Source organism: Microbacterium sp. Bi128 (assembly GCF_918698205.1).
Genome location: NZ_CAKKMM010000158.1, coordinates 1 through 8,527 on the forward strand (window position 1 = coordinate 1; position 8,527 = coordinate 8,527).

Annotated in this window: 10 protein-coding genes and 1 pseudogene; 9 read left to right on the plus strand and 2 right to left on the minus strand. The window is 68.5% G+C overall.

Annotated features, from left to right (window positions below):
- The 5 genes from LQV45_RS12630 to LQV45_RS12650 form a co-directional block, all read left to right on the plus strand.
- The coding region (locus tag LQV45_RS12630) for a TetR/AcrR family transcriptional regulator (protein WP_230007331.1) at positions 1–549 on the plus strand (549 nt) is incomplete at its 5' end.
- Positions 550–851: 302 nt separating this feature from the next.
- Positions 852–2,045: an NADP-dependent malic enzyme gene (locus LQV45_RS12635; protein WP_374208206.1), complete on the plus strand. Its 1,194-nt coding sequence runs from the start codon at positions 852–854 to the stop codon at positions 2,043–2,045.
- Positions 2,046–2,208: 163 nt separating this feature from the next.
- Positions 2,209–2,709, plus strand: coding sequence for a DUF456 domain-containing protein (locus LQV45_RS12640; RefSeq protein WP_230007333.1), 501 nt, complete (start codon positions 2,209–2,211; stop codon positions 2,707–2,709).
- A 33-nt stretch (positions 2,710–2,742) separates the two neighbouring features.
- Positions 2,743–3,792, plus strand: a complete 1,050-nt coding sequence (locus LQV45_RS12645) for a hypothetical protein (protein WP_230007334.1) — start codon at positions 2,743–2,745, stop codon at positions 3,790–3,792.
- An 81-nt stretch (positions 3,793–3,873) separates the two neighbouring features.
- Positions 3,874–4,230: a nuclear transport factor 2 family protein gene (locus tag LQV45_RS12650; protein ID WP_028277562.1), complete on the plus strand. Its 357-nt coding sequence runs from the start codon at positions 3,874–3,876 to the stop codon at positions 4,228–4,230.
- A 21-nt stretch (positions 4,231–4,251) separates the two neighbouring features.
- On the opposite strand, the gene LQV45_RS12655 is transcribed toward LQV45_RS12650, so the two are convergent.
- A complete protein-coding gene (locus LQV45_RS12655; protein ID WP_230007336.1) occupies positions 4,252–4,914 on the minus strand; it encodes a LysE family translocator in 663 nt (220 codons plus the stop codon).
- 117 nt (positions 4,915–5,031) lie between these two features.
- Here LQV45_RS12655 and LQV45_RS12660 point away from each other — a divergent pair, with 117 nt between their 5' ends.
- Complete coding sequence (locus LQV45_RS12660; RefSeq protein ID WP_079555658.1) at positions 5,032–5,487, plus strand: Lrp/AsnC family transcriptional regulator; 456 nt, start codon at positions 5,032–5,034, stop codon at positions 5,485–5,487.
- A 14-nt stretch (positions 5,488–5,501) separates the two neighbouring features.
- On the opposite strand, the gene LQV45_RS12665 is transcribed toward LQV45_RS12660, so the two are convergent.
- Positions 5,502–5,939 carry an Lrp/AsnC family transcriptional regulator gene (locus LQV45_RS12665; RefSeq protein WP_230007338.1) on the minus strand — a complete coding sequence of 146 codons (438 nt, stop codon included), beginning with the start codon at positions 5,937–5,939 and terminating at the stop codon, positions 5,502–5,504.
- Between the two features lie 92 nt (positions 5,940–6,031).
- Here LQV45_RS12665 and LQV45_RS12675 point away from each other — a divergent pair.
- The 3 genes and pseudogenes from LQV45_RS12675 (at position 6,032) to LQV45_RS12685 (ending at position 8,200) form a co-directional block, all read left to right on the plus strand.
- Positions 6,032–6,792, plus strand: a pseudogene (locus LQV45_RS12675) (CoA transferase subunit B).
- Positions 6,789–7,361 (plus strand): MaoC family dehydratase, encoded by a 573-nt coding sequence (locus LQV45_RS12680; protein WP_230007337.1) that lies wholly within the window; start codon positions 6,789–6,791, stop codon positions 7,359–7,361. Before LQV45_RS12675 ends, LQV45_RS12680 begins: the two are co-directional and overlap by 4 nt.
- Positions 7,358–8,200: a CoA ester lyase gene (locus tag LQV45_RS12685; protein ID WP_079551424.1), complete on the plus strand. Its 843-nt coding sequence runs from the start codon at positions 7,358–7,360 to the stop codon at positions 8,198–8,200. The genes LQV45_RS12680 and LQV45_RS12685 overlap by 4 nt, the downstream gene beginning before the upstream one ends.
- Positions 8,201–8,527: the final 327 nt, after the last annotated feature.

The window sequence follows — 8,527 nt, forward strand, 5'->3', positions numbered from 1 at the left end:
CCACCCACTCTGCCCCGGCAGCGGCTCCGTTACGTGCGGATCCTAGATGTCGCCGCGGGGTTTGCCCGCAAGGGCCTGGACTCCGTGGTCCTGTCCGAGGTGGCGGCCAAGGCGGACGTGCCACTGGGGACGCTGTACCGCTACTTCCCGTCGGCCACCCAGCTGGTCCTGGCGCTGTACCGCAAGCAACTGGGCGAACTGCTCGCGGGGAGCTCGCCGGCGGCCGGCAAGGTCGCGGCCCAGGCCCTCGCGGGAGTGGTGATGGAGATCTTCCACATGCGCCTGATGCAGCCCGCCGTGGAGCAGTCCCTCAACCGGGCGGTCTACGTCAAGGACAACGACACAACGCGGCTGCTGCGCGAGATCGATGCGACGGCCGAGAAGGCAGTCACGGCGGCGTGCGGCGACCCGGCCGTGGCCCGGGTCCTGCTGCTGACGGTTACGGGCCTGGTCCAGGCCGTCCGCTGCCGCCGGCTGTCCCTCTTCGAAGCGGAGGAGGACCTGAAGAAGGCCTGTTCCCTCCTGCAGCGGACCCCGCAGGCCGCGTAACTGGTCTAGACCAGCGGCCCGGAAAATGCCCTCCCGCGCGTGATCCGGGTCACATATTCTGGAGAAGAAACGTTTCACCACGAGTGGTTAACGCTCCCCGCGGGCGTAACGGGCGCGATGCCCTGTTTACCATTGCTGGACCGGAGCCGGCTGATGCCGGCAAATCGGGGAAACACCGGCGACCGCCACCTCTGGTCGCCGCCGCCCCTGCCAGACCAACTTGAGCATCCTTGCTTGAGCTTCCATGAGCCGTGCGCCCACGGTGAGCCCCAGGAGACAACGACGTGTCCACTGAAACGATCATTCCCGCCGATTCCACCTCCCCGGCTGAGCCAGTAGCCGTGCTCAGCGACGAGGAAATCTTCGCATCCCACGAGGGCGGCAAGCTGTCGATTTCCAGCACCGTCCCGCTTGCCAGCAAGCGCGACCTCTCCATCGCCTACACGCCCGGTGTCGCCCAGGTCAGCCGCGCCATCCACGCCAACCCGGAGCTCGCCAAGACGCTCACGTGGGCCCAGCGCCTCGTGGTGGTGGTCAGCGACGGCACGGCCGTGCTGGGGCTGGGCAACATTGGCGCCAGCGCCTCGCTGCCCGTGATGGAGGGCAAGTCCGCGCTGTTCAAGGCCTTCGGCGAACTCGACTCCATCCCGCTGGTCCTCAACACCACCGACGTCGACGAAATCATCGAGACACTTGTCCGGCTGCGCCCCAGTTTCGGCGCCGTCAACCTTGAGGACATCGCCGCGCCCCGCTGCTTCGAACTAGAGGAGAAACTCATCGAGGCGCTGGACTGCCCGGTCATGCACGATGACCAGCACGGCACCGCCGTCGTCGTCCTCGCCGCCCTGACCAACGCCGCCAAGGTGACCGGCCGGACCCTCGACAGCCTGCGTGTGGTGGTCTCCGGCGCCGGGGCCGCCGGGATCGCGGTCGCCGAAATCCTGCTGACGGCCGGAATCGGCGACGTCGTCCTCCTGGACTCCCGCGGCACCATCAACAAGGACCGCGCGGACATCGCCGCCGATCCGGCCAGCAAGAAGGCCCAGCTCGCCGCCCGCAGCAACCCTCGTGGCGTGACAGGCGGCCCGGGGGAGGCGCTGCTCGGCGCCGACGTGTTCGTCGGGGTCTCCTCTTCGAAGCTGGACGAGGAGCACCTCAAGCTGATGAACCACAGCTCGATCGTGTTCGCCCTGTCGAACCCGGACCCGGAAGTCCTGCCGGAGGTCGCGAGCAAGTACGCGGCCGTCGTCGCCACCGGACGCAGCGACTTCCCGAACCAGATCAACAATGTCCTGGCCTTCCCCGGCATCTTCCGCGGCGCCCTCGACGCCGGCGCCCGCCGGATCACGCCGGCCATGAAGCTCGCCGCGGCCCGGGCCATCGCGGAACTGGCCGAGGACGACCTTTCCGCGGACTACATCGTGCCCAGCCCGCTGGATCCGCGCGTGGCCCCGGCCGTCTCCGCCGCAGTCGCCGCGGCGGTGGCCGCCGAGTAGCAGGACCGCGTCAGAAGGCATCCGACACCGGACGACGACGGCGGCGCTCCCTGAGGGGGGAGCGCCGCCGCTGTCATTCGGGGAGCCGTCCGGAAGTTAGGCGCCGGCATTCCGGGCCCGGGGCCGTCAACGGCAGCCCCGGGCCCGGCCATAGACTGGGGCCATGAACCCCGAGATTGTCGTGACAGTGCTTTGCGGCCTCGCCATCGTGGTGGGCGTTGCCGGGACGATCATTCCCGTTCTGCCCGGCAGCATCCTGATCGGGGCGAGCCTGCTTGCCTGGGCATTGTGGGGCGGCGCCGGGACCACCGGTTGGGTGGTCTTCGGGATCGGGATGCTTTTCGTTCTGGCCGGCCTGGCCGCGAGCACCGTCCTTACCGGCCGGAAGCTCAAGCAGCACAGCATCCCGAGCCGTTCCGTGGTGGTGGGCCTCGTGCTGGGCGTGGCCGGCATGTTCGTCATCCCCGTGGTGGGGCTCTTTGTGGGCTTCGCCGCTGGGCTCCTGCTCAGCGAGCTGCAGCGCACCCGCGTGTTCGGCACCGCAGTGGCCTCGAGCTGGGCCGCGCTGAAGGCCACGGGCCTGGGCATGATCGTGGAATTCGGCCTCGCGTGCCTCGCCGCGAGCACCTGGGTGATCGGCCTCTGGGTGGCCTCGGCGGCCTAGCAGCGGCCTGCCGGAGCCTACTACCATGGGGGAATGAGCGCCGGACTTGGCGAATCCGCCCCCCAAATTCCTGACGGCCGCATTCCCGCTGGCCAGCTTGCTGACGGCGAAAATCCCGACGGCCAGCGCAGGCCGTACACGGACACCCGCGACCTGACGCCCTTCCGCAAGGTAGTGGTCCGGACACCCGTCCGCGGCCTGGCCGGCACCGTGGGCGGCGCGGTGGCCGGACTCATGGCGGGCCGGGCACCCGGGACGCTGGCCGCCGAAGGCGGGGTGCCCCGGCTGGGCAGGGTAGGGAGCCGGACCTCGGCCAAGAGGATGAAAGCCGTGCACTCCGCCGTCTTCGGAAGCACCGATCCTGACCGCCTGATAACCCTGGCCCGCTCCTACCCCGGCTGGGCGGGGGTGTGCTACCTCCTGGCCGGGCTGCTGGCGTACGCCCACGGCGGGCACCTGCGCGCGTCCGAACTCCTGCAGCACGGCCTGAGACTGCGGAACGACGAGGACGCCAACCGCTACGCCGGCGAATACCTGGCCGGCGTGGTCACCAGGGTGGAGGTGGCCGAGCGGATTGAGGTTCCGGTGCTCTTCTCCGAGGAGGCCGTGTTCCTGGCGCTGTCCCATTCCCTGCGCGAGACCGGCCAGACGGAGGCGGCGCTGGCGGCGCTGGCCGGCCTGCCGCCGTCGTTGCCGCTCGCCCTGGCGCGCTGTTCGCTGGAGGCCGAGCTGGGACGCGACGTCGACGTGGTGGCAGAGACCGAGGGCCTGCTGAACGCGGACGATCTGTCCGCGGCGCTGCTGCTGGTGCGTGCCCGGTCGCTGCGCAGGCTCGGCGCCTACACCGCTTCCCGTTCGGCCCTGCAGGAAGTCCTGCGGCGCAGGAAGACTGACTTCACCCTCCGCAGCGACGCGCTGACGGACACCGCCCTGCTCCTCCTCGAGGCGGGCCGCAAGACCCTCGGCGGCCGGGACTGGCAGCGCCACAAACCGGCACAGCTGGAGGCCGTGAAAGCCATCCGCAAAGACGCCGAAATGCACGAACTCTGGGACCGCGAATACGGGCGCGCTGACGACGACTGACGGGCTTCCACGCCCGATCGCGGCCAAATCCACGTATCCACTACTCTTGCGGGCCCCTGGGGCGGGGAGTACAAACGAGGCATGAGAGATGCGGTGGAGCGCTGGATGCAGCACTACATCACAGCGTGGACGACGAACGATCCGGAGGACATCCGGGCGCTGTTTACCGAGGACGCCATCTATGCGACCAGCCCCCAGGAAGCCGAACCGTGGCAGGGCCGGGACGATATCGTGGAGCACTGGCTTGCCGGGCGTGATGAGCCGGATGACTGGATGTTTGAATGGAAGCTGCTGGGGGTCGACGGCGGCCGGGCGTTTGTGCAGGGCCTGACGACGTACCGCGGCAACAGCCGGAGCTATGACAACTTGTGGGTCATCCAACTGACCGCGGACGGCCGCGCGTCGTCCTTCACCGAGTGGTACATGCAGCGCAAGTAGCCCCAGGGCGGATTCGCGTCCTCACCCGTGCGTCATGGCTGCGCTGACGGCGGGCACGATCTGCTCGGCGAGCAGCAAGGCGCCCAGGGCCAGCATGATGATCCCGCTGGCCAGCGTCACTTGGCGCGCTGCGCCCGGCCTGGCCTGCAGCAGTTTCCGCGCCAGGAGTGCCACACAGCTGTAGATGACGCCCACGAGCAGGATGAAGGTCAGCCCGAGCAGACCCGACTGGACCGGAACCGGCCACGCGGCGTCAGGGCTGACGAACTGCGGCACCAGGGCCACGAAGAACAGCAGGCCCTTGGGGTTGATCCCGCTGATGCCCATGCCCTGGAGGAAGACCCGGAACTGGCTCGCGGGTGTGGCGGCACCGGGAGCAGCGGTACCGGTGCTGAAGCTGGCCCCGCGCCAGGACCGCAGGGTGCTGAAGCCCAGCCACAGCAGGTAGAGGGCGCCCGCCGCGGTCAGCCAGCCCAGCACGCCGGGCATCCCGGCGAGCAGTGCCGCCAGGCCCAGCACCAACAACGCCGTGTGGAGGGCGTAGCCCCCGCAGAGACCGGCGACGGCGGGCGCGAAGCTGCGCTGCCGGAGCCCGGCCGCGATCGAATAGGCCCAGTCGACGCCGGGGGTGCATGCCAGGGCGACGGCGACAACCAGGAAGGCGAGGAAAAGCTGGGGGTTCATGGCGGGCTCCAGGAGTGCGGCACCCCGTGGCGGGTACAAGAAAAACTCTAGGCAAATTCGGCCGGGAAGTGCTCGCTTATTTACTGAAGAATCACCGCAATTGGGTAAGATAATTGCGTGATTGACGCCATTGACAGAAGTATCTTGCGTTACCTCAAATCGGACGGCCGGATGACTGCCACGGCCCTGGCGGCCAAGGTGGGGTTGACCGTGGCTCCGTGCCATCGCCGGCTGCGGGATCTGGAGGCCGCCGGGATCATCCGGGGCTACCGGGCGGATATTGATCCGGCCGCCGTGGGGCTCGGTTTCGAGGCGATCGTGTTCGTGACCCTGCGCCAGGTGGACCGTTCCACCATGGAGATCTTCGAGAGCCGGGTGGCCGGCAATCCCAACATCGTCGAGGCCCAGCGGCTCTTCGGGTCGCCGGACTACCTGCTCAAGGTCATCGCGGAGGACCTGCCCTCCTACCAGCGTTTCTACGACAGTGAACTGACCTCGCTGCCCGGCGTCGAGCGACTGACGTCTACGCTGGTCATGAAGAACCTGAAGGCCAACGCCGGGCCGCCGGTCTAGACGCGTCCGCCTGCTCAGGCGCCGAGCAGTCCCGTGGTCCGGTAGGGAATGACCTCGCGCAGGAACATGCTCGTTGAGGTCCGGACGATTCCGGGACACAGCCGGATTTCCTCTGACACGCGGTAGAGATCGTCCGGGCTCTTGGCCACCACCCGGATCAGGAGATCGGTGTCGCCGGCCGGGGCGTGGCATTCGAGCACCTCAGGGATGTTGCGCAGGGCGGCGATTGCCTCGTTGAGGTGGCTCTGGTCCAGTTCCGCGCTGACCGCGGCCGCCACGCCGCGGCCCAGGGCGGACGGCAGCACCCGGCTGCTGTTCGGCCGGAGCGCGCCCGACGCCGACATCCGCTCCAGGCGGGACTGGACGGTGCCGCGGGCCAGGCCCAGCTTCTGCGCCAGCACCATGACCGGCACGCGGGGATCTTCGTCCAGCGCGTGGTTCTCGCCCCGCAGGGTGAGAAACGCATTGAGAAGCGGACGGTTGCGGTGGCCGCCGGTGCCTCCGGCGCACCAAAACTGTCGCCAGAGCAGGCAGGAGCCTAGCCGTGGAAACGAACAAAGCCGCAGAGGCCCCGCCCCGTCCCGAGGCCGTGCGCCACGAATACCGGCGCTCCGCCGTCGAACACGACGCCGGTACTGAGGGCAAGGGCTGGACCCGCAATGAACTTGCGGCCCGCGTGGCGCAGGAACTGCACAACGGCCAGTACGTCAACCTCGGCATCGGGATGCCGACGCTGATACCCAACTACATTCGGCCGGCGTCGAGGTGGTGCTGCATTCGGAAAACGGCATCCTGGGCGTCGGGCCGTACCCGGCCGAGGATGAAGTCGACCCGGACCTGATCAATGCCGGCAAGGAAACCGTCACGGTCAACAAGGGCGCGGCGTTCTTCGATTCCGCCGCCTCCTTCGGCATGATCCGGGGCGGGCACGTCGACGTGGCCGTGCTCGGCGCGATGGAGGTCGCCGTCAACGGCGACCTCGCCAACTGGATGATCCCGGGCAAGATGGTCAAGGGCATGGGCGGCGCGATGGACCTGGTGTTCGGGGCCAAGAAGGTGATCGTGATGATGGATCACGTGGACCGCAACGGCAAGCCGAAAATCGTGGAAACCTGCACGCTGCCGTTGACCGGCAAGGGCTGCGTGGACCGGATCATCACCGACCTCGCCGTGATCGACGTCGTGACCGAGGGCGGGAAGTCCCGGCTGGTGCAGCGGGAACTGGCGCCGAACGTGTCTGTGGAGGACGTCGTGGCGGCCACCGGAGCCGAACTCTTTGAGGAAGACCAGGAACTGACCGTATGAGTGATGCAGGCACGACTTCACCGGGCACGGGCGCGCACCCGGGTACCGGCACCCCCCGGGTGATCGAGCAGCGCGGCCTCTATTTCGATGAGCTGGAGGAGGGCGTGGTCTACGCCCACCGGCCGGGCCGGACGCTCACGGAGACGGATAACGTCCTGTTCACCACCATGACCATGAACACCCAGGCCCTGCACCTCGACGCGGCCTGGAGCGCCGGGCAGCCGTTCGGCCAGCGGCTGATGAATTCGATGTTCACCCTGGCCACCGTGGTGGGCCAGTCCGTGCCGCAGCTGACCCAGGGCACCATCATCGCCCAGCTCGGCCTGACGGATGTGTCTTTTCCGCACCCGCTGTACCACGGGGACACCCTGTACACGGAGACGGTGGTGACCGGGAAGAGGCTGTCCGCGTCCCGCCCGGGGCAGGGCATCGTGACCATGCAGCACACCGGACGGAACCAGCACGGGGACGTGGTGGCGCTCGCCGCCCGCAGCTGCCTGATGTGGACACGCGAGGCCCACGCCGCTGCCGAGCTGGAAGCGGCGCAAAAGGGGAGAATAGAGACATGAGTTTCCTGATGGGCCCTGCCCTGCTGTTCTGCCCCGCCGACCGCCCCGAGCGGTACCAAAAAGCCGCGGAACGCGCCGATACCGTGATCGTGGACCTTGAGGACGCCGTCGCCCCTGCCGACAAGCAGCGGGCCCGCGGCGCCATCCTTGCCCAGCTTGGCGCCACCGGCGACGTCCCGGAACTGGATCCGTCCCGCACGATCGTCCGGGTCAACCCGGCCGGCACGGACGAGTTCGAGAAGGACCTGCACTGCCTCAAGCACACGCCCTACCGGCACATCATGCTGGCCAAGGCGGAGAGCGCTGCCCAGCTGAGGGAACTCGAGGGCTACAGCGTGATTGCCCTCTGCGAGACGGCCGCCGGCGTCCTCAACGCCGCCGCCATCGCCGCCGAGCCCAACGTGGTGGCCCTGATGTGGGGTGCGGAGGACCTGCTGGCATCGCTCGGCGGAACCTCCAGCCGGGCCGAGGACGGCAGCTACCGGGCCGTCGCGCTACACGCCCGTTCCAGCGTGCTGCTGGCCGCCGGCGCCTTCGGCAAGGACGCGATCGACGCCGTCTACGTCAACATCCCGGATCTGGCCGGACTGGCACTTGAATCACGTGACGCGGTGGCGTCCGGATTCTCGTCCAAGGCCTGCATCCATCCGGACCAGGTGGCCGTGGTCCGCGAAGCCTATGCACCCTCGGAGGCCGACGTCTCGGCAGCCGCGGAGTTGCTCGATGCCGCCTCCGCGGCAGGCTCGGGCGTCTTCCAGTTCAAGGGCAAGATGGTCGACGGGCCCATCCTCAAGCATGCCGCGTCCACACTGCGCCGCGCGGGCCGCGTCGGGTCCTGACCGCGGGCCGGATGCCCATCGACACGTGCCAACCAACGTGTGCCCACCAGCGTGTGCCCACCAGCGTGTGCCCACCAGCGTGTGCCCACCAGCGTGTGCCCACCAGCGTGTGCCCGGGTGAAGCTCTGCCGTGTGAAACTCGTCGATTCGCCACAGATGGCCGGATTGCCTGGGCCTATTGCGGCCATCTGCGTCAATTGACTGTGGCTCTGAATCCTCGACCATTCTCCGAGGCCTTGTGCCGATGCGTCCCTGGGTGGCCGGCGTCCCGGGGCTGGCGCCGGGCAACTTCGTGGTGCCGAGGTGGGATCCTGCCGGGCTGGACTT